18 protein-coding genes are annotated in these 20,667 nt (G+C 70.6%); 11 read left to right on the forward strand and 7 right to left on the reverse strand.

Annotated features, from left to right (window positions below; genetic code table 11):
- Positions 1–45: 45 nt before the first annotated feature.
- Positions 46–282, reverse strand: coding sequence for a DUF1674 domain-containing protein (locus AC3WRV_RS01035; RefSeq protein WP_492311827.1), 237 nt, complete (start codon positions 280–282; stop codon positions 46–48).
- Between the two features lie 88 nt (positions 283–370).
- On the opposite strand from AC3WRV_RS01035, the gene htpX reads away from it, so the two are divergent.
- Positions 371–1,336 (forward strand): zinc metalloprotease HtpX, encoded by a 966-nt coding sequence (gene htpX / locus AC3WRV_RS01040; RefSeq protein ID WP_492311828.1) that lies wholly within the window; start codon positions 371–373, stop codon positions 1,334–1,336.
- 40 nt (positions 1,337–1,376) lie between these two features.
- On the opposite strand, the gene AC3WRV_RS01045 is transcribed toward htpX, so the two are convergent.
- Together AC3WRV_RS01045 and recQ are read right to left on the reverse strand one after the other, a co-directional pair.
- Positions 1,377–2,183, reverse strand: coding sequence for a hypothetical protein (locus AC3WRV_RS01045; RefSeq protein WP_492311829.1), 807 nt, complete (start codon positions 2,181–2,183; stop codon positions 1,377–1,379).
- A 125-nt stretch (positions 2,184–2,308) separates the two neighbouring features.
- Positions 2,309–4,168, reverse strand: a complete 1,860-nt coding sequence (recQ, locus tag AC3WRV_RS01050) for a DNA helicase RecQ (RefSeq protein ID WP_492311830.1) — start codon at positions 4,166–4,168, stop codon at positions 2,309–2,311.
- Between the two features lie 64 nt (positions 4,169–4,232).
- On the opposite strand from recQ, the gene AC3WRV_RS01055 reads away from it, so the two are divergent.
- Genes AC3WRV_RS01055 through AC3WRV_RS01100 form a run of 10 tightly spaced genes read left to right on the forward strand, consistent with a single transcriptional unit; the run spans position 4,233 to position 12,992 of the window.
- On the forward strand, positions 4,233–5,132 hold the full coding sequence (locus AC3WRV_RS01055; RefSeq protein ID WP_492311831.1) for a class I SAM-dependent methyltransferase: 900 nt from the start codon (positions 4,233–4,235) through the stop codon (positions 5,130–5,132).
- 34 nt (positions 5,133–5,166) lie between these two features.
- Positions 5,167–5,913, forward strand: coding sequence for a pseudouridine synthase (locus tag AC3WRV_RS01060; protein ID WP_492311832.1), 747 nt, complete (start codon positions 5,167–5,169; stop codon positions 5,911–5,913).
- A gap of 52 nt (positions 5,914–5,965) precedes the next feature.
- Positions 5,966–7,180, forward strand: coding sequence for an NAD(P)/FAD-dependent oxidoreductase (locus AC3WRV_RS01065; RefSeq protein ID WP_492311833.1), 1,215 nt, complete (start codon positions 5,966–5,968; stop codon positions 7,178–7,180).
- 31 nt (positions 7,181–7,211) lie between these two features.
- Complete coding sequence (locus tag AC3WRV_RS01070; RefSeq protein WP_492311834.1) at positions 7,212–7,862, forward strand: phosphoribosylanthranilate isomerase; 651 nt, start codon at positions 7,212–7,214, stop codon at positions 7,860–7,862.
- Between the two features lie 20 nt (positions 7,863–7,882).
- A complete protein-coding gene (gene trpB / locus AC3WRV_RS01075) occupies positions 7,883–9,097 on the forward strand; it encodes a tryptophan synthase subunit beta (protein ID WP_291833855.1) in 1,215 nt (404 codons plus the stop codon).
- A gap of 6 nt (positions 9,098–9,103) precedes the next feature.
- Positions 9,104–9,562 carry a hypothetical protein gene (locus AC3WRV_RS01080; protein WP_291833852.1) on the forward strand — a complete coding sequence of 153 codons (459 nt, stop codon included), beginning with the start codon at positions 9,104–9,106 and terminating at the stop codon, positions 9,560–9,562.
- Positions 9,562–9,978 carry a hypothetical protein gene (locus tag AC3WRV_RS01085; protein ID WP_492311835.1) on the forward strand — a complete coding sequence of 139 codons (417 nt, stop codon included), beginning with the start codon at positions 9,562–9,564 and terminating at the stop codon, positions 9,976–9,978. Before AC3WRV_RS01080 ends, AC3WRV_RS01085 begins: the two co-directional genes overlap by 1 nt.
- Positions 9,975–10,805 carry a tryptophan synthase subunit alpha gene (gene trpA, locus AC3WRV_RS01090; RefSeq protein WP_492311836.1) on the forward strand — a complete coding sequence of 277 codons (831 nt, stop codon included), beginning with the start codon at positions 9,975–9,977 and terminating at the stop codon, positions 10,803–10,805. Before AC3WRV_RS01085 ends, trpA begins: the two co-directional genes overlap by 4 nt.
- Before the next feature lie 9 nt (positions 10,806–10,814).
- A complete protein-coding gene (locus tag AC3WRV_RS01095) occupies positions 10,815–11,708 on the forward strand; it encodes an acetyl-CoA carboxylase carboxyltransferase subunit beta (protein ID WP_492311837.1) in 894 nt (297 codons plus the stop codon).
- Positions 11,709–11,717: 9 nt separating this feature from the next.
- The gene (locus tag AC3WRV_RS01100; RefSeq protein WP_492311838.1) at positions 11,718–12,992 is read left to right on the forward strand and encodes a bifunctional folylpolyglutamate synthase/dihydrofolate synthase; all 1,275 of its coding nucleotides are present in this window, start codon (positions 11,718–11,720) and stop codon (positions 12,990–12,992) included.
- A gap of 3 nt (positions 12,993–12,995) precedes the next feature.
- Here AC3WRV_RS01100 and trxA read toward each other — a convergent pair whose 3' ends face one another.
- The 4 genes from trxA to murU form a co-directional block, all read right to left on the reverse strand.
- A complete protein-coding gene (gene trxA / locus AC3WRV_RS01105) occupies positions 12,996–13,343 on the reverse strand; it encodes a thioredoxin (protein ID WP_291833835.1) in 348 nt (115 codons plus the stop codon).
- Positions 13,344–13,452: 109 nt separating this feature from the next.
- Complete coding sequence (gene addA, locus AC3WRV_RS01110; protein WP_492311839.1) at positions 13,453–16,896, reverse strand: double-strand break repair helicase AddA; 3,444 nt, start codon at positions 16,894–16,896, stop codon at positions 13,453–13,455.
- Positions 16,893–19,964: a double-strand break repair protein AddB gene (addB, locus tag AC3WRV_RS01115; RefSeq protein ID WP_492311840.1), complete on the reverse strand. Its 3,072-nt coding sequence runs from the start codon at positions 19,962–19,964 to the stop codon at positions 16,893–16,895. The genes addA and addB overlap by 4 nt, the downstream gene beginning before the upstream one ends.
- Entirely contained in the window at positions 19,961–20,656 is a 696-nt protein-coding gene (gene murU / locus AC3WRV_RS01120) for an N-acetylmuramate alpha-1-phosphate uridylyltransferase MurU (protein WP_492312707.1), read from the reverse strand. The genes addB and murU overlap by 4 nt, the downstream gene beginning before the upstream one ends.
- Positions 20,657–20,667 lie beyond the last annotated feature (11 nt).

Raw genomic sequence — 20,667 nt, forward strand, 5'->3', positions numbered from 1 at the left:
TCCTGAACGTCAGGGTTAACGCCGTTCGGCGGGTTTCGTTCGCCGTCAGAAATCGACGGCGATGCCCTTCTTCTCCCAATCGCCGTAGCGGGTGGGCTCGGGACCGCGCGGACCGCCGTGTTCGGTCTCCAGCGCGGCCTGTTCCGAGGCGGCGCGACGATCCGCCGCCTCCAGCAGGGCGCGGCGCGCCACCTCGCTCAAGGGCCGCTCAGGCGTGGCGTGCGGGACATCCGCGTTGAAAACGGGGGCGGGTTCGGTCTCGGGGGTGGGATGATCGGTCACAGCGTCCTCGCCTTGAGCCATCGCGTTGCAATTCGCAAATTGGGAGCCTCCCCCAACGGCGCCAGTGCGCGCCCCAGTTCGAGTTCAGATGAACCATCTCAAGACCTTCGCCCTGCTGGCCGCGCTGACCGCCCTGTTCATGGGCGTCGGCTTCATGATCGGCCGCGTGCCGGGCATGCTGATCGCGCTGGTCGTGGCGGGCGGGATGAACCTGTTCAGCTACTGGAACGCCGACAAGATCGTCCTGAAGATGTACCGGGCCCAGCCGGTCGACGAGAACCATCCCAACGCCGTGGTGCGGACCTATGTCGCCGACATTCTGCAGATGGCGCGGGACGCCGGCCTGCCACGGCCGATGATCGCCATCATCCCCAACGACCAGCCCAACGCCTTCGCCACCGGCCGCAACCCGCAGAACGCCGCCGTCTGCGCCACCACCGGCCTGCTGGACATGCTGACCCGAGACGAGATCCGGGGCGTGATGGCGCACGAACTGGCGCATGTGAAGAACCGCGACACCCTGACCATGACGGTCACCGCGACCATCGCCGGAGCCATCGCGGCGCTGGCGAATTTCGCCCTCTTCTTCGGCGGCGGCGACGACCGCGAGCGGCCCGGCGGCATTATCGGGACCCTGGCCCTGATGATCCTCGCCCCCATGGCCGCGGGCCTGGTTCAGATGGCCATCAGCCGGTCGCGCGAGTACGAGGCCGACCGCGTCGGCGCCGAGATCGCCGGCGACCCCAACGCCCTCGCCTCCGCCCTGCAGAAGATCGAAGCCTACGCCAAGCGCATCCACAACCCGACCGCGGAGCGCAATCCGGCCTCGGGCCAGCTGTTCATCATCAATCCGCTGGCGGGCCGGGGCGCCGACAACCTGTTCTCGACCCACCCGGCCACCGGCAACCGCGTCCGCGCCCTGATGGACCTGGCCGTGAAGATGGGCCGCACCCCCGCGGCGCGCCCAGTCATGGTGGGGTCTCCTCCGATCCGGCCGTCAGTGACGTCTGTGCCGGTCACCGATCAGGCGCCATCCCGGGGACCGTGGGGCTAACCCCTATGACCGGGATGATCGTGTGACTTCTGGACGATGTTCAGAAGACCGACGCCGCGAGGGCCACCAGCGTAAGCAGGGCGAAAACAGCAGGCGGCAGAACCCTGAGGACGTCGATTCCAATCTCGATCTTGCGGTATCCGATCCGCTGCGCGGGATCCTCGCGCTGGAGGGCGACCAGCGCCCCGGTCGCCTGCTGCAGCGACAACGTCAGCGACTGTTTGATCGGGTCTTCCCGGCGAAGATCAGCTTCGGTCTGGGCTTGACGGGCGCTCAGACTTTCGAGTTCGGCCTCAGCCTGCGCAACGACCGACTTGGCGCCGAACTCCTGCAAGGAGTCCAGATCAATCCCGCTCCCGGGCTCTTTGCCCTCAGTTCGGCCAGGCCTTCTGCGAATTTCCTCCAGTTGGGAAAGCGCCTTCTGAAGGCTTTCGCGCGCTGCCGTCATCTCCTCAGGCGCAACCCTTGGCCGCTGGTCCTGATAGTCGTTGAGGCCTCGCTGCGCCTCGCTGACTTTCTGACGCCCGGCAGCGAGTTCGTCCTCGCGACGGAAGGCCAGCCGCTCCCGAAGAACCAGGTCGTAGCTGACTGACAACTGGGCAACGAGCATGACGTACTGGAGCAAGAGGTACGCTATGCCGGCGAGCAGGAAGTTTCTGACGACGCCGTTCGGGAGCGTTATGACCTGAAGCAGGGCTTTCGCCGCCGCTTCATCATACAACCCCATGGCGACAAACGCCCCCAAGCCGGCTCCTAGATATAGCCACTTCCGTGTCTTGAGCACGCGACTGTAAGGGCCGTCCTTTGCCGTATGTTCGTCGTCGCCGAAGAGTATCTGCAGGGGCATGGCCGCAATCATACGTCTGCGTGCCCTAAAGCTCTACCGTTAGTGCAACCACGGTTCGAAACCTGCGGCGAACGATCTTTTCCAGACGAACTCCGTCGAGCGGGACGCTCGACTGCGCATCGACTTCAGGCTGATAGCGCCGCCAGAACGCCTTTGCCGTAGCGGTCCAGCTTGGTCTGGCCGACGCCGGAGATGTGGCCCAGCGTCTCCAGATCGCCGGGCTCCGCGATGGCGATCTCCAGCAGGGTCTTGTCCTGGAAGATGACATAGGGCGGCACCCGTTGTTCGGCGGCCCGCTCGCGGCGCCAGTTGCGAAGCACCTCGAAGCGGGCGCGGACATCGGCGTCCATGGTCTCCAGCGCGGCGTTGCGGCCGTTTCGCACCCGTTCTCGCGGGGCCGAGACCCGGGCTGGCGTCAGCCGCACCTCGATCACCCGTTCGCCGCGATAGACGCCGCGCACCGCCTCCGGGTCGCCCAGTCGGACCAGCGGCTTGCCCTCGTTCGGATCCTCGACCAGCAGGCCCTCGAACATCAGGTGGTCGATGACGTCGCGCAGGGTGTGCGAGGCGATGTCGGCGCCGATGCTCCAGGTGGACAGCGCCGTCTCCCACGGCTGTGCATCCTTCGTCCGCCCCTGCAGGTGATCGACGATGCGGGTCTTGCCGAAGCGTTCGCCCAGCCGCTGCACCGCCGCCAGCGCCTTCTGGGCCGGGACGGTCGCGTCGAACAGGGCGGGCGGGTCCTGGCAGATGTCGCAGACGCCGCAGCGGTCCGCGCCAGTCTCGCCGAAATAGCGGCGCACGGTCTGGGGGCGGCAGGTCGCGCCGTCCAGCATGGCGAACAGCTGGCGCGCCTTGCGCACCTGCACCGCCTTGACCTCCTCGGCCATCGGGCGACCGTCGAGCCGGCGCAGGGTCCAGGCGATGTCGGAGGGACCGTACAGGGTGATGCCCTCGGCCGGTTCTCCGTCGCGTCCGCCCCGGCCGATCTCCTGCCAATAGGCCTCCAGCGAGCCGGGCGGGTCGGCGTGAATGACGAAGCGCACGTCGGCCTTGTCGACCCCCATGCCGAAGGCGATGGTCGCCACCATCACCGCCCCGTCCTCGGCCAGGAAGCGCTCCAGCCGCTTGTCGCGCTCCCGCGCATCCATGCCGGCGTGATAGGCGATGGCGTTGGTCCCCGCGTCGCGGAGCGCCTGGGCCACCCGCTCGCAGCCGTCGCGGCTGCCGCAATAGACCACGCCCGACTTGCCGCGCCGCTGCCGCACCAGGTCGATCACCGCCGCGTCCGTCTTGGCCCGCGAGCCGCTCTCCTTGCGGATGGCCGACAGCTGCAGGTTCGGACGGGCGAAGCTGTCGACGACGACCTTGGCGCCGTCCAGCCGCAGGGAGCGGACGATGTCCTCGCGCGTGCGGGCGTCGGCGGTCGCCGTCACCGCGATGCGCGGCACGCCGGGGAACAGTTCGGCCAGCCGGCCCAGCGTCCGGTAGTCGGGCCGGAAGTCATGTCCCCATTGCGAGACACAGTGCGCCTCGTCGATGGCGATCAGGCTCAGCGGCAGGTCGTGCAGGCGATCGATGAGGTGCGGCTGGGCCAGCCCCTCGGGCGAGACGTAGAGCAGGTCCAGCTCCCCCGCCCGCGCCGCGCGCCAGATGGCCGAGCGGTCGTCCATGGAGACGCCGGAATCCAGTCTCGCCGCCGAGACACCCTGTTGCTTCAGCGCCTCGACCTGATCGGTCATCAGGGCGATCAGGGGCGACACTACAAGGCCGAGGCCGGGACGCAGCATGGCCGGGATCTGGTAGCAGACCGACTTGCCGCCGCCGGTCGGCAGCACCGCCAGCACATCGCGCCCGGCCAGGATCTCCTCGACCACCTCGGCCTGCCGTCCGCGGAAGTCGGCGTGACCCCAGACGCGCTCCAGCGTCGCGCGCGCGTCCATCAGGGTCGGCGCGAGCGGGGCGGAGATCGAGTCGGGGAGCATGGCGGGGTTGTGCCGGATTTGTTCCGGGGTGTCACCGTGGGTCGTGGTCCGCTAGAGGAGCCGGATGACGACGCTTCTCTATGGCCGCCCCCCGGCGGTGTTCGATCCGCCGGGCGACGCGACCCAGACCTCGCCCCTGATCCCCGGCGCGCAGCCGCTCGAAGCGGTGGCCGAAAGCTCGGCCGACAGCATCATGATCTACGCCCCGCCGGGCGTGCTGGAGCGCCGCTACATCTTGGCCCTGGCCCTGCGGGCCCTGAAGCCGGGCGGGCGGCTGGACGTCATGGCCGCCAAGGACAAGGGCGGCTCCCGGCTGAAGAAGGAGCTGGAAGCCTTCGGCGCCGAGGTCGGCGAGAGCGCCAAGGCCCACCATCGTCGGTGTGTGGTGATCAAGGGCGACGGCCTGACCGGTCTGGACGCGGCCATCGAGGCCGGGGCGCCGCGCCTCGTGCCCGGCCTGGACGCCTGGTCCCAGCCCGGCGTCTTCGCCTGGGACCGGATCGACCCCGGTTCGGCCCTTCTGGCCCAAACCCTGCCTCCGCTGAAGGGCGCGGGCGCCGACCTGGGCTGCGGTTACGGGGCGCTGGCCACCGTGGCGCTGCGTTCGCCGCTGGTCACGGCCCTGGCCCTCTACGATCTGGACCGCCGTGCGGTCGAGGCGGCGCGGCGCAACGTCGAGGATCCGCGGGTCGTTATCGAACAGGCCGATGTCCGCACCCTGGCTGTCAACGGCGACCTCGACTTCATCGTCACCAATCCGCCCTTCCACGACGGCGGCGCCGAGGACAAGCGGCTGGGCCAGAACTTCATCCGACAGGCCGCGGCCATGCTGAAGAAGGGCGGCGTCCTGTGGCTGGTCGCCAATCGCCACCTGCCCTACGAGGCCGACATCAACGAAGCCTTCAAGCGCGTGCGGATGGCCGCTGACGCAGGGGGCTACAAGGTCTTCGAGGCCATCAAGTGAACGCGCCCTCAAGTAGCCCGAAGGGCGGTAGGGCATGAAAAAAGTCCCGACATCGCGCGTCGACAAGCTGCTCGGTTCGCTGGGCTACGGCTCGCGCGCCGAGATGGCGCGCATGGGCAAGGCGGGCGGCATCGTGCTGGACGGCGTCGACATCACCGATGTCTCCAAGCGCATACCGGTGACCCCGGATCTGCCCACCCGGATGGAGATCGACGGCGAGCCGCTGGATCCGCCGCAGGGCATCGTCATCCTGCTGCACAAGCCGCTGGGCATGACCTGTTCGCACAAGGAGGACGGGGCGCTGGTCTATGACGTCCTGCCCGACCGCTGGCGCCGCCGCGACCCGGCCATCTCGACCATCGGGCGGCTCGACAAGGAGACGTCCGGTCTGCTGCTGATGACGGACGATGGCGACCTGCTGCACCGGGTCATCAGCCCCAAGAAGAACGTCGCCAAGATCTATCGCGCCACGCTGGCCCGCCCGCTGGACGGTTCGGAGGCCGCCCGGTTCGCCTCGGGCGAACTGCTGCTGGAGAACGACGACCGGCCGCTGAAGCCCGCCGGGCTGGAAGTGATCTCTCCCACCGAGGCGAGGGTCTCGGTGACCGAGGGCCGCTATCACATGGTCCGCCGGATGTTCGCCGCCTTGGGCAACCACGTCGAGGCCCTGCATCGCGAGCGGCTGGGCGGCCTGGCCCTGCCCGACAACCTCGCTCCGGGCGAATGGCGGTTGCTGACATCGGACGAGATCGACGCCATCTTCGCCGGGCCCGCAGACTGAGCGGAACCGGCGGGCCCCTCGCCCGCTAAGGCTCCGCTTCTGCGGAGACGGCATGACCGGGGCCACCCTCAAACGCGATCTCAGGACCGGCCGGTCCCTCTGGGCGGACAGCCCCGGGCTGGGCGTGCCCGTGCGGCCGCTGGAGACGGCCGTCTCGGTGGATGTCGCCATCGTCGGCGCGGGGATCAGCGGCGCCTTCATGGCGCACGAGCTGAGCCGCGATCACTCGGTCGCCGTGCTGGATCGGCGTCCGCCGCTGATGGGCTCGACGGTGGCCTCGACCGCCCTGCTGCAGTGGGAGATCGACCTGCCGCTGACGGCGCTGGCGGATCGCATCGGGCAGGCGAAGGCGAGACGGGCCTATCTGAGATCGCGGTCGGCCATTGATGATCTGAAGCGGATCGTCGCCGATGACCGGATCCGCTGCGGGCTGAAAGACAAGGCGACCCTCTATCTCGCCGGCGACGAATACGGCCATCGCGCCCTGGCGGCGGAGGCGGACGCCCGCGCCGCGATCGGCCTGGACAGCGCCTATATTGGACCCGCCGACCTGCGCGAGCGGTTCGGGATCGAGCGAACCGGTGCGATCCTCAGCCATGGCTCAGCCAGCGGCGACCCGGCCCGGCTGGCCGCCGGCCTGCTGCGCCGCGCGGCGGACCGCGGGGCGAAGGTCTATTCCCCGGTCGAGGTGCTGGAGGCGGTCAGCGACCCCGACGGCGTCACCCTGCTAACGGACGCCCATCATCCGGTGCGGGCCGGGACGGTGATCTTCTGCTGCGGTTACGAGTTTCCGAAGACCGTTCCGACGCCCGGCGCGAAGGTGATCTCGACCTGGGCCATGGCGTCGACGCCGCGCCAGCGCTGCCCAGCCTGGCTGCGGGACACGCTCGTCTGGGAGGCGTCCGATCCATACCTGTATTTCCGCATGGGCGGCGACGGGCGTTTGATCGTCGGCGGCGAAGACGAGCCGTCGCCCACGGCTCACGCCGACAAGGCCAAGCTGAAGCGCAAATGCGCGACGATCACAGCCAAGCTGAAGCGATTGCTGCCCGATATCGAGTTCGAGATCGACTACAGCTGGGCCGGGGCGTTTGGGGAAAGCGCGACCGGCCTGCCGTCGATCGGCGCCGTGCCGGACATGGACCATGCCTGGGCGGTCATGGGCTTCGGCGGCAACGGCATCACCTATTCCGTCATCGCCAGCCAGATCGTGTCGGCTGCGATACGCGGCGGCGGCGATCCGGACGCCGACCTGTACCGGCCTTGACCCCGACCGGCGGCGAGCGCACCTGCCGGGCATGACCCGGGCCAAGATTTGCGGACTGACCACGCCTGACACGCTGGATGCGGCCCTGGCGGGCGGCGCGGCCTTCGTCGGCGCGGTCGTCTTCCCCAGGAGTCCGCGCCACATCGCCCCCCTCCACGCCGCAACGCTGTTCGAGCGCGCGCGCGGCCAGGGACCGGGCAAGGCCAGGATCGTGGCCGTCACTGTCGACGCCGACGACGCCCTGCTGACCGAGATCGCCCTGATCCTGAAGCCGGATCTGATCCAGTTGCACGGGTCCGAGACCCCGGTCCGCGCCGAACAGGTGCGGGCCCTGACCGGGGCGGGGATCATCAAGGCCCTGCCGATCCGCGCCCAGGAGGATTTCGACGACGCCGTCGCCTGGGAGCCCTTCGCCGATCATCTGATGTTCGACGCAAAACCGCCGGAAGGATCGGATCTGCCGGGCGGGGTCGGGGCCCGGTTCGACTGGACCCTGCTGGCCGGGCGGGCCTTTCGGCATCCGTGGTTCGTCGCGGGCGGGCTGAATCCCGACAATGTCGGCGAGGCGGTGCGGATTTCCGGCGCTCCCCTCGTGGACGTGTCCTCTGGCGTGGAAAGCGCGCCGGGTGTTAAGGACCCGGCCCGGATCGCGGCCTTCCTCGAGGCCGTCCGGACCGCCTGATCTCCGCGCGAGTTTGCCCCGTGAACGCCATCCTGCCCAACAGCTACAGTTTCCCCGACGCGGAGGGCCGGTTCGGCCCCTATGGCGGACGGTTCGTGGCCGAGACCCTGATGCCGCTCATCCATGAGCTGAACGACGCCTATGAGGCCGCCAAGGCGGACCCTTCGTTCCAGGCCGAGCTGGACGGCTTCCTGACCGACTATGTCGGCCGCCCCAGCCCGATGTATTTCGCCGAGCGCCTGACCGAACACCACGGCGGGGCGGATATCTGGTTCAAGCGCGACGAGCTGAACCACACCGGCGCCCACAAGGTGAACAACTGCATGGGCCAGATTCTTCTGGCTATGCGCATGGGCAAGACCCGCATCATCGCCGAGACCGGCGCCGGCCAGCACGGGGTGGCCACCGCCACCGTCTGCGCCCGCTTCGGCCTGAAATGCATCGTCTACATGGGCGCGACCGACGTGGAGCGTCAGTCGCCCAACGTCTTCCGCATGAAGCTGCTGGGCGCGGAGGTGATCCCGGTCACCTCGGGCCGGGGCACGCTCAAGGACGCCATGAACGAGGCCATGCGCGACTGGGTCACCAACGTCGAGGACACCTACTACCTGATCGGCACCGCCGCCGGACCGCACCCCTATCCGGCCATGGTGCGCGACTTCCAGTCGGTGATCGGCCGCGAGGCGCGCGCCTCCATGCTGGCGCGCAAGGAGAAGCTGCCGGACGCCTGCGTGGCGGCCATCGGCGGCGGCTCCAACGCCATCGGCCTGTTCTATCCCTTCATCGAGGACGCGGGCGTGCGCCTGATCGGCGTCGAGGCCGCGGGCCGCGGGCTGGACGGTCCGGACCACGCCGCCTCCATCCAGGGCGGCCGCCCGGGCGTGCTGCACGGCAACCGCACCTATCTGCTGCAGGACGACGACGGCCAGATCCTGGAAGGCCATTCAATCTCCGCCGGCCTCGACTATCCCGGCATCGGGCCCGAGCACGCCTGGCTGAAGGACATCGGCCGGGCAGAGTACCGCGCCGCCACCGATCAGGAAGCCCTCGAGGCCTTCCAGCTGTGCTCGAAGCTGGAAGGAATCATTCCCGCCCTGGAGCCCAGCCATGCGCTCGCCCGCGTCGGCGAGATCGCAAAAGAAGTGGGCAAGGGCGGCGATGTCGTGCTGAATATGTGCGGGCGGGGCGACAAGGACATCTTCGCCGTCGCGAAGCATCTGGGCGTGGAGCTCTAGCGTATCATGAAGACCCTCATTCTGGCCGCCGCCGCGGCCCTGTGCGCGGCGACCGCCCCGACCCTGGTCATGGCCCAGACGCCGCCGGCGGCCCTGCAGGTGGAGATTCCGGAGCTGGAGCGGGTCACCGCCGATCCGACCTGCGGCGGCAAGACCGCCATCGCCCAGCAGGCCTTCTGCGTGACGACGACCCAGGCCGGCGTCAACGATGCGGTCGACGCCTACAGCGCCGCCTTCCAGGAACAGGGCTGGCTCGCCGCCGGCGGGGACAACAACCTGATCATTTACGTCAAGCGCAAGCCGGATGGCGGCTGCGACGGCTTCCAGATGCTCGCCTTCGCCGACGACACCCGCGTCCCGGCGCCGGGCGCTGCGGCCTGGCTGGCCTTCGCCGCCATTCCCGGCAACGTCTGCGCCGCCGCGCCGGCCGGGCCGATCTCCGGCCCGCCCGCCCCGAGACAATGATGCTGAGCGTCCTCGCCCTCGTCGCCGCCCTCGCAGCGGCCCCGCAAGCCGCGGCCCAGACGCCCGGGCTCTCGCCCTCCCCCGACTGCGGCGGCCTGACGGAACGGATCGCCGGCCCGGGCGTGCCGATGCGCTGCGTGACCGCTCCGATGCAGTACATCCCGCAGGTCGCCTATACCTTCGCGGGCGAAGCCCAGCGCAATGGTTGGGTTCCCCTCACCCAGACCTCAAGCTCGATCTGGTTGCAGAAGCCCCTGGCGGACGGGAAGTGCGATCGGATGATCATCTTCGGCTTCTGGGATGTCGAGATTCAGCCCGAATCCCGCCCGGACACCCCCGGCTACGTCGGGGTGGTCAACCAGGCCGGGCAGACCTGCCTGTCCCTAAACTCACTCCCCGCACCGAACGCCCAATGACCACCCAACGCATCGACGCCCGCTTCTCCGCCCTCAAGGCGGAGGGCCGGGCCGGCTTCGTCGCCTATGTCATGGCCGGCGACCCCTCGCGCGACGAGGCGCTGGAGATTCTGCGCGGCCTGCCCGCCGCCGGCGCCGATATCATCGAACTGGGCTTCCCCTTCTCGGATCCGATGGCCGAAGGGCCGCCGATCCAACGCGCCGCCCTGCGCGGTCTGAAGGCGGGTTTGACGCTGAAGGGCACGCTGGAGCTGGCCAGGGCCTTCCGTGACGGCGACGCCGACACCCCGCTGATCCTGATGGGCTATCTGAACCCCATCGAGAGCTACGGCCACGAGGCCTTCGCCCGCGACGCGGCGGCCAGCGGCGTGGACGGGGTCATCGTCGTCGACTGCCCGCCGGAAGAGGCCGATCCCCTCACCGACGCCCTGGACGCCCATCAGGTTTCGCTGATCCGCCTGGCCACGCCGACCTCGGACGACGACCGGCTGAAGATCATCGCCGAACGCACCTCGGGCTTCGTCTACTACGTCTCCGTGGCGGGCGTGACGGGGGTCAAGGAAGCCCAGGCCGGCTCGGTCGCCCCGGCGGTCGAACGGGTGCGCAAGGCTTCGGGCCTGCCGGTCGCGGTCGGCTTCGGCATCAAGACGCCCGAGCGGGCCGCCGAGGTGGCGCGCGTGTCCGACGCGGTGGTCGCCGGCTCGGTGCTGGTGGACGAGGTCGCCGCGGCCCTGGCGGCGAACGAACCCGCCGCCCCGCGCGTTCTGGCCAAGGTGCGCAGCCTCGCGGACGCCGTGAAGGGTGCGCGCGCGGCAGAAACCGTCTAAAGCGCGCCCATGGTCGACAAGAACAAACCCCAGCAGGAGAAGCGCGGCGGCTGGCTGTCCCGCTTCGCACCCGGCGTCCGCAAGATCGTCAGCCGGCGCGACACGCCCGACAATTTGTGGGTCAAGGACCCCGACACGGGCGACATGCTGTACCGCTCGGACCTGGAAGGCGCCCTGTGGGTCACGCCGTCGGGCCGTCACATGCGCATCGACGCGCCGACGCGGCTGCGCTTCACCTTCGACGACGGCGCCTACGAGTCCATCGAGACGCCTGAGGTGCCCGAGGACCCGCTGAAATTCTCGGACGGCAAGCCCTACAAGGACCGCCTCAACGCGGCCCGCAAGGCCGCCGGCCGCAAGGACACCATGGCCATCGGCTTCGGCGAGGTCGGCGGTAGCGAAGCCGTCGTCATCGTCCAGGACTTCACCTTCATGGGCGGCTCCCTGGGCATGGCCGCGGGCGAAGCCTTCATCGCCGCGTCCCGGGCGGCCGTCGCGCGCGGCGTGCCCCTGGTCTGCTTCACCGCCGCAGGCGGGGCGCGGATGCAGGAGGGCGCGCTCAGCCTGATGCAGATGGCCCGCACCACCCTGGCCATCCAGGAGCTGAAGGCGGCCCAGCTGCCCTTCGTCGTGGTGCTGACCGATCCGACCACGGGCGGCGTCACCGCCAGCTACGCCATGCTGGGCGATGTCCACCTGGCCGAGCCGGGCGCCCTGATCGGCTTCGCTGGTCCGCGCGTCATCGAGGCGACCATCCGCGAGAAACTGCCCCCGGGCTTCCAGCGCGCCGAGTACCTTCAGGAAAAGGGCATGGTCGACAAGGTCGTCGCCCGCGCCGACCTGCCGCACACCCTCGGCCAGATCCTGTCGATGCTGATGGGCGGGAAGCGCCGGGCCGCGTAAAAAGCGGCCATGGACCCGATTTCCGAACGCCTGCGTGCGCGGCACCCCCAGCGCATCGACCTGTCGCTGGACCGGATGCGTGTCCTGTGCGCGGCGCTGGGCGATCCGCAGCACCGCCTGCCGCCGGTCATCCATGTGGCGGGCACCAACGGCAAGGGCTCGACCGTCGCCCTGCTCCGCGCCATCGCCGAAGCCGCGGGGCTGAAGGTCCACGTCTATACCTCGCCCCATCTGGTGCGCTTCAACGAGCGCATCCGGCTGGCGGGCGAACTGATCACCGACGAGGCCCTGAACGCCATCCTCGACCGCATCGAGGTGGTGGCGAGCGAGGCGACGGTGTTCGAAAGCACCACGGCCGCCGCCTTCGTGGCCATGAGCGAGACCCCCGCCGACTTGGCCGTTATCGAGGTCGGGCTGGGCGGTGTTCTGGACGCCACCAACGTCATCGAACGCCCGCTGCTGAGCCTGATCACCCCGGTCGATCTGGACCATGCCGAGTTCCTCGGAACCTCGCTGCGCGGCGTCGCCGTGGAGAAGGCGGGCATCCTCAAGCCCGGCGCGCGCGGCCTGATCGCGCGGCAGGCCCTGGAGGCGATGGAGGCCATCGAGGCCGCCGCCCTGGCCGTGGGCGCGCCCCTGACCGTCATGGGCGTGGATTTCGACGCCTGGGCCGAGCGCGGGGGGCTGGCCTTCCAGGATCAGGAGCGCTTCCTCGACCTGCCCGCGCCCGCCCTGGCGGGACCGCATCAGATCGACAACGCGGGCCTGGCCGTCGCCGCCGCGCTGGAGTTGGACCTGCCCGAGGCCGCGATCGCTGAAGGCCTGCGGACCGTGCGATGGCCGGCCCGGATGCAGCGGTTGACCGAAGGCCCCTATGCCGAAGCCGCCCGGGCCGCCGACGCCGAGCTGTGGCTGGACGGCGGGCACAATCCGCACGCCGCCCGGGCCTTGGCCCTGACCCTGGCCCGACGTCAGGCCTCGGCGCCCCGGCCCACGGCCCTGATCGTCGGCATGCTGGGCAACAAGGACGCCGGCGGTTTCTTCGAGGCGCTGAAGGAGTCCGGCGCGACCGTCTTCGCCGTCGGCTTCGACGGCGCGGCCGCCGAACCCGAGGCGCTGGCGGCGGTGGCGCGCGGCCACGGCCTGGGCGCGACGGCGGCTGGAACCGTGGAACAGGCGCTGACGCACGCGCTCCGGCTCGGGGCCGGGCGCGTGGTCATCTGCGGGTCGCTGTATCTGGCCGGCGAGGTCCTGGGCGCGGCGCGCGAGACCTGGCCGACCTGACGATCAGGCGGTGGCGGACGAGGCGGAGGTGATGCCGCTTTCAGCCAGCCATTCGACGATCTTGCCCTTGGGCATGGCGCCGACCTTCATGGAGGCCATCTGGCCGTCCTTGAACAGCATCAGGGTCGGGATGCCCTTCACGCCCAGCTTGGACGGGACCATCGGGCTGTCATCGATGTTGACCTTCGCGATGGTGACCTGGCCCTGCAGTTCGTCGGCGATCTGCTCCAGCGCCGGACCGATCTGCTTGCAGGGGCCGCACCATTCCGCCCAGAAATCGACCAGCACGGGCTGGGACGCCTTCAGCACATCGGCTTCGAAGCTTTCGTCGGTGACCTTGACGGTGGCCATTGCGGTTCTCCTGGCGGCCCGCCAGGCAGGCGCGCCTCATAAAATCAGCCGGCCATCATAGGGTGATTCCGGCCCGTTGCAGTCGATGTGGGATGCCGGAGGCGGCAAATCAACGGACTAGGGCGGCGTCCATCAGGGCGGCCGGCACGGGCATCAGCTTCGGCCCGTCGGTCCAGACCAGCGCCGCCTCGACCGGGCGGTCGGGATAGAGCTGTCTCAGTATCGAGACGTAGATCGCCAGCTGCAGCACATAGGCCGGATCGGCGTCTTCGATCCGGTCCGGGGCCGGGCGGTTGGTCTTGTAGTCGACGACCAGGACCCTGTCCGGCGTGATCACCAGCCGGTCCATCCGCCCGGAGACGGCGACGCCCGCCGCCCGTCCGGTGAGGGCCACCTCAGGCCGCGAGCCGGGGCCGAACACCGGGGCGAAGCGGGCGTCCTCCAGCACCGAGAAGGCGGCGGCGATCATCTCGCCGCGCTGATCGTCGCTGAGGTCTCGCTCACGGGACAGCAGGCGTCGCGCCGCATCGGGCCGATCGGCCGCCGCGATCTCGGGCAACCGCTCCAGCAGGCGGTGGATCAGGTCGCCGCGCCGGAACCGGCCGAGGCTTCCCGCCGCCACGGCCAGCGGCGACGGGGCGGGCAGACGCAGCACCTCGTCCATCCGCGACGGCGCCGCGATGCGCGCGGTCGGATCGGGCGCCGGCGATACCCCCGCCCAGGCCGGAACGACCATCGTGGCCGCGGTCGCCGCTCCCTGCGGTGGAAGCCGGGCCGGATCGGCGCCGAACCGGCGCACCCCGTCCGTCTCATGCACCCGGTCGCCGAGCTGATCGAAGGTCCGGGCCAGGACATCCCACCAGCTGCCCTCGTCAAAGCCCGTCTTCGTCTTCGTGCTTCCCCGACCCATGATCACGATCCGGTCGCGGGCGCGTGTCAGGGCGACGTAGAGCAGGCGCAGGGTCTCGGCGTCGGTGCGCGCCTGCCGGGCGTCGCGTGCGGCCGCGGAGGCCTCGCAGTCATCCGCCGAGCGGCCGGGGCACATCAGCCACGCCTCTGAACCGTCCTCCAGCGTCACCGGCATCAGGGCCGGCCCCTGCGCCTTCGCGCGGCTGGTGGTGTCCGGCAGGATGACCACCGGCGCCTCCAGCCCCTTGGCCCCGTGTACGGTCATGACCCGTACCTCGCCGCGTGGGCCCTCCAGCTCGCGCTTCACCTCGACGTCCGCGGCCTCCAGCCGGGCGACGCAGGTTTCCAGATCCACCGCGCCGCGATCCTCGGCGGCCAGCACCTGGTTCAGGGTCTCGTCGATCGCCTCCTCGGCCTCGCGGCCCAGGCGTCGCAGCACCCGCGCCCGGCCCGAGACCCCGGTCTCGTCCACGCGGTTCAGCAGGGCCGAGAAGAAGCCGAACGGATCGCGATCCCGCGCCGACAGGGCGAACTGCAGCATGTCCCGCGCGCGAGACCACTCCAGCCGCTCCCCGGCCCGGTCGCGCAGTTCCCGCCACAGCCGGCCGCGCTTCGCCGTCGCCCCGGCCAGGGCGAACAGGCTATCCTCGTCCACGTCGCAGAAGGGGCTGCGCAGCACCCCCGCCAGCGACAGGTCGTCGTCGGGATAGAGGACGAAGCGGGCGAGCGCGATCAGGTCGTCGAAGACGATGTGCGACGACAGCTTCAGCCGGTCCGCCCCCGCCACGGGCACGCCCGCCGACTTCAGGGCGCGGATGATCTCCTCGAAGGTGGCGTCGCGTCGGCGCACCAGGATCAGGAAGTCGCCATAGCCCGACGCTCGCGGCTGTCGCGTCCGGCGATCATACACGGCCACGCCGGTCTCCACCTGACGCCTGATGTCCGCGGCGAGGTCGGCGGCCAGCCGCTTGCGCGCCGAGGCGACGGACTCATGGTCCACCGGCGCATCCCAGGCTTCGCGCTCCGGTCCCTTGATCTCCTCGTGCAGCGGCCACAGATCGACCGATCCGGCCTGGCCCTCGCGCATGGCGGCATGGGGTGGGATGGCCGCCAGCCCGGCGCCGACCAGGGCGCGGGTCCGCTCGGCGCCCTCGAACACGGCGTCGACGAAGCCCAGCACCTCCGGCGTCGAGCGGAAGGACTTGGCCAGCTCCACGCCCTCGAACCGGGCGTCCGCGCCGCGCGCCAGCATGTCATAGCGCTGGGCCTCCTGCCGCAAACGCTCGGGCCGGGCCCCTTGGAAGGAGTAGATCGACTGCTTCTCGTCGCCGACGGCGAAGACCGTCCGGTCCAGCCTCTCGCCCGAGGCCGGCATGGGGGTGAAGCGCCGCCCGCCCTCGCCCGCGAAGAAGCCCTCGGTCAGGGCCTTGAGGATGTCCCACTGCTGGGGCGCCGTATCCTGCGCCTCGTCGACGAGTACGTGCTCGACTCCGCCGTCCAGCTTGTAGAGCACCCAGGCCGCCGAGGCGCGGCGGGTCAGCAGGTCCACCGTGCGCGCGACCAGATCGCCGAAATCGAGCGCGCCCTTGGCGATCTTGGCCTGGTCATAGAGGTGGGCGTGGGCCTGGGCCAGGGTCAGGACGTGGATGGTGTCGCGCGCCACCCGCACCCGCTTCAGCCGCTCCAGCACGGCGACGTACTTCAGCTGCAGATCCAATAGCCAGGCGCCCGCCGCGGGCGGCGCCTTGGCCGTCGCCATCGCCTTGCGCGGCTCGCCGCCGGTCAGGAAGACATTGGCCAGCCCGGGGAAGGTCCAGGCCGCCTCTCGCATCCGGTCGGCGCATTTCTGGTCGTTGGTCGAGCCCGTCGCCATGGCCGCCGCCGTCTCCAGCCACTGGCCCCGGTCGAGGTATCGGATGAAGTCGGCCTCCAGCCCCTCGACCGTGTCCTCGGGATGGGCGCCCGCCACCGCATGGGGGCCCGGGGCCGTCCCGTCGGCGACGCGGGCGGTATAGTCGACCAGCTTGTCCCGTTCGGTCTCGATCATGGCCAGCAGCGACTGGAACGAGGCCCAGTCCAGCTCGACCGCGAAATGGCTGTAGGCCTGGCCGATCACGCCGTCGGCGTCGCGCAGGGCGGCCCGGGCCAGATCCTCGCGCGCCGAATGCGACAGGGCCGTCGCCGCCTCGTTCTCCAGCACGGTGAAGCCCGGTGTCACCCCGGCCTCGATGGGGAAACGGCGCAGCAGCTTTTCGCAGAAGGCGTGGATGGTCTGGATCTTCAGGCCGCCCGGCGTCTCCAGCGCCTTGGCGAACAGACGGCGCGCGTCCGACAGCTCCGGCCCCGACAGGCGGGCCGGATCGCGCCCGTCCAGATCGGCCAGCGACTGCGCCAGGCCGGCGTCGTCCATCACCGCCCATTCGCCCAGCCGGTCGAACAGCCGCGCCTGCATCTCCGCGGCGGCGGCCTTGGTGTAGGTCACGCACAGGATTTCGCCCGGCTGGACCTCGCGCAGCAGCAGCCGCGCCACCCGGTCGACCAGGGTCGAGGTCTTGCCCGAGCCGGCGTTGGCGGTGACGAAGACCGACTGGCCGGGGTCGGCGGCTGCGATCTGGGCGGGATCAGGCAGGATACGCGCGCTCATTCCGCATCCCCCTCGTCGCCGCCGACCACATGCCACTCCCAGACCCGCGCCAGGTGGTCGTAGTTGCCGCCGAAATTGCCCATGAACTGCGGCGCGACCCAGCTGAGATAGGGCGTCTCCTCATGGTCGAACCGCTCGATCCGCGCGGTCAGCCCCGCCAGCGCCGCCTGCGACAGGGCCATCGCCTCCGCGCCCGCCGCCCGCACCGCGGCCTGCCCCGGCTCCTTGCGGCCGACGACGCGGACATAGGTCAACTCCTCCGGCTCGACCGGCCCGGCATCCTTCAGCCCGGCCTCGGCCAGGATGGCGCCGGTCAGGGTCAGCTGGGGCGAGAAGCCGGTGCGCACCTGTTTCGGCGAGGGGATGGAGCCGGTCTTGAAGTCCAGCACCGCCGCGCCCGTGGCCGACAGTTCGATCCTGTCGGCCTTGGCGGTCAGCTTGAACGGTCCCGCCGGGGCCGGGATCAGCATCTCGACCCGTTCCTCGACCCGAATTTCCACCCCGCGCGCCCGGCGTTCAGCCTCGAACCCGGCCAGCCAGACCGCGCTGTTGCGAGCCAGCGGCGTCTCGCGCGCCATGGCCGCATCCTCGAACCCGGCCGAGGTCAGCTCCTCCAGCAGCAACCGTTCCAGCTGGTCGGCGCTGTCCTCGGGCAGGACGTCGGGCCAGGACAGGGTCAGCCGTTCAACCGCCTTGTGCACAGCGTTCCCCCGCGCGATCGCCTCGGCCGACTGGCCCGGCCGGTCGAGTTGTCTCAGATTCAGGACATAACGCGCATAGACGGCGTAGGGATCGCGCACCCAGCGCTCGACCCCTGTCACCGGCAGCTCGCGCGGGCGCCGGTCCACGGGCGGGCGCGGCGCGGGTCGGGGCGCATATTCGGGCGTCAGGCGCGCGGGCGCGTCCAGCGTCCGCGCCTGATCCAGGACGGCGGATGGTCGGGCGATCGACACCGGCGTCGTGGGCGTGTCGGCCCCCCGCGTCAGCATCTCCAGCCGCCACAGCCAGCGCGACTTGACCGCCGGCTGGCCGCCGCGCCGCTCGCAATGCACCAGTATGGCCTCGTCGGCGCTGGCCGCCTGGACAAAGTCCTGCGCCGTCTGGCCCAGGCGCCGCTCGGGCGGCGGGAGTTGCATTGTCCCGCGCATGGGACGCGACAGGAAGGGATCGGTCGGGGCGGCGTTGGGCCAGACTCCCTCCTCCAGTCCGGCCAGGATCATGCGGTCGGCCCGCACGAGACGGGCCTCGATGGCGCCGAGGATGCGCAGGCGCGGCTGGGTCGCTCCGCCGGTGCGCACCGTCTCGTCGGTCAACAGGCCGTGAACCAGTTCGGCGAAGTCGCCGCGCGACACGGCGCCCAGGGACCCGCCGCCCTCGATCAGGGCCGACAGCAGGCCGGCCGCCGCCTCCCCGTCCGGTCCGGCCCAGGCGTCCTGCCCCGCCACCGCCTCGATCAGCCCGGTCAGGGCGCGCGCCGCGGCGTCCAGCGGGGCCTCGTCCAGGAACGGCGTCCGCGCCTCGGCGAACAGGGCCTCGAGGCGGTCCAGCAAGAGCCGCGCGGCCAAGAGTCTCTCCTGCGTGACACCCGACGGAACCCGTCCGTCGTCGCGCGGCTGTCCCGCCTCGAACAGGGCCTTGCGCGCGCGGGACCAGTCACGGCGGCGCGGACCGCGCAGGGCGAAGGCCTCCAGCGCCTCGACCGCGGCCCGGAAGTCTGTCTCGCCAAGGTCCAGCCGGACCAGCGGATGTTTGAGCAGGCCCAGCAGGGCGTGGGGATCCAGCGGATCGGCGATGAAGCGGACCGCGAGATCGACCAGACGCCCGCCGGCCATGCGCGACAGGGGCTGGCCCGAGGACACGTCGGCGCTGACGCCCCAGCGCTCCAGCCGCGCCGCCACCCGGCGGCCCAGCGCCAGATCGGGCGTGACCAGGGCGCAGGTCTTGCCCGGCGTCTCCAGCGTCTCGCGCATCATCAGGGCGATGGCCGCCGCCGCATCCTCCTCGGCTCGAGCCGTGACCACCGACAGGCCGCGCAGCCCCTCGGCGATGGGATCAGCCGACTGGGTCCCCGCCGCCTCGGCGCGCATGGCGCGGATCAGCTTGCGCCAGTCGTCGGTGGCGTCGGCGGGCCGCAGGGCCTCGTTGAGCAGCCGCTGGCGGGCGCGGCCGCGCGCCTCCAGGGCGGGTTCAACGGACGGCCGGAACCAGGGGCGCACGGCCTCGCGCTCGACCCGGCCCTCGAGCAATCGCCACAGGGCGTTCTGCGGGTGTTGCTCGTTGTCTCCCAACCGGGACCAGACCGCCGGATCGAGGTCGATATCCAGTCCAGGCAGGACGACGCAACCCTGCGGCGCCTTGGCGACCGCAGCCAGCACGTCTGCAGCGGCCGGCGCCGAACCGGTCGAGCCGGCGGCGATCACCGGATGCTCGGGCGGTCGCGTCTCCCAGCTGTCGGCCAGCAGCCGCAGCAGCTTCGCCCGTCGCCAGGCGGGATCCACCAGCCCGAGCGCGGCCAGCCGCTTCGGCCATGTCTCGACGGCGAGACCGAGGAACCGCGCTGATTCCCGCCAGTGTTCAGCCAGATCGCCCTCGACCAGGGTCGCGACCTTGCCGATGTCCTTGATCTCTTCCAGGTGGCAGGAATCCAGGAAGCCGCCCAGCGCATCCGCCAGCTCCAGCGCGCGCAGGGGCGACAGGTCCGAGCGGAATTCCTCGACGATCATCCGCGCCATCTCGAAGCGGCGGGTCAGGGGGGCGATGGCCGGCGGCAGGTCCAGCCCGACCTCGCCCGGCGCGAAGGGCGGTTCGTCCTCTTCCAGATCCCCCAGTGGCCGGACCTGGGGCAGCAGCACCGGCCGACCGCGCGCCTGTTTCGTCAGGGCGGCGGTGAAAGCCCGCGCCGCGCGGCGGTTGGGCAGCAGGATGACCGCGTCCGACAGGGTCTCGGGCGGCCTGTCGCCCAGCCAGTCCAGCACGCCCGCCGCCAGATCCTCGAGGAAGGGGCGATAGGCCTCGACCGCGTACCAACGAGGGGTCTCTCCGGCGAAGGGATCGAACCGCGCGGTCATACCGCTCCAGTCAGCTTCGCCTCGGCCTCGTCGCGGGCCTGCGGGTCGCCGACATGCATCCAGTCGCCGTCCATGACCACGCCGTACAGCCGCCCGGCCGCCGCCGACCGGCGCCAGAACTGGCTCAGCGAGAAGGCCCCCTCGGGACCGTCGGCGACATAGTCAGGCCGGCAGATGTGCACGCCCATGTAGGCGAAGGGCGCGGACGCCGCCTCGCCCCGGAAGGTCAGCTTGCCGTCTTCGCCCAGGAAGAAATCCCCGTCGCCCTCGAACCCGATGGAGCCTTCGCGCCGCGCGAGAAGAAGCGCGGCATCCATGATTGACGGATTCCAAAACCGGGCGAGTTGATTCAGGGCGTCGCCCCGGTCCAGCCAGACGCTGTCGATATTGGCCACGAAGACCGGGTCGTCGCCCAGCAGCGGCGCCGCCTTCTTCAGGCCCCCGCCTGTCTCCAGCAGGGTTTCCCGCTCATCGGAGATGACGATCTCCGGTCCGCGCCCGCGCGCCGAGAGATGCCTTTCCAGCCGATCGGCGAACCAGTGGACATTGACCGCGGCCTTCTCCACGCCCGCATCAGCGAGCCGGTCCAGCACATGGTCGATCAGGGCGCGTCCAGCCACCTCGACCAGGGCCTTGGGCCGGTCGTCGGTCAGGGGGCGCATGCGCGTGCCGAGACCGGCGGCCAGCACCATCGCGGTCTTGG

This window comes from Brevundimonas sp. EU05-FHT14B11 (genome assembly GCF_058790835.1).